The sequence below is a fragment of the Cognatishimia sp. F0-27 genome (assembly GCF_020667845.1).
Taxonomy (GTDB): domain Bacteria; phylum Pseudomonadota; class Alphaproteobacteria; order Rhodobacterales; family Rhodobacteraceae; genus JAFMPQ01.
Window position 1 is genome coordinate 1 of the sequence record NZ_JAFMPQ010000127.1, and the last position, 331, is coordinate 331.

A 331-nucleotide genomic window follows, 5' to 3' on the forward strand; every position below is an offset into this window, starting at 1 on the left:
CCGGCACGCAGCAGGACGACACGCTGATCGGCCTTGGCGGCGACGACCTTCTGCAAGGCGGGGCAGGGGCCGACACCTACCGTTTTGCGCCCGGCTTCGGCAATGACACGATTGACGATCAGGACCAGGGCTTCAACGGGATCCTGCTTGAGGGCCTGAGCGCCGCCGATCTGCGCTTTGAACGGGCCGCCAACGACTCCAGCGACCTCGTGATCGTCGCGGGCACGGACAGGCTGCGGCTGAACGAGTTCTTCGACAGCAGCGGCGCGATCAACAGCCATTTCGAGGCGATCCGCTTCGACGGCGCGCCGGACGCGGAGATCGATCTGCT

The 331-nt window shown here is 66.2% G+C and carries 1 pseudogene; it reads left to right on the plus strand.

Annotation, left to right across the window (positions count from 1 at the left end):
* Positions 1-331, plus strand: a pseudogene (locus J1C49_RS21615) (hypothetical protein); the annotation flags it as partial.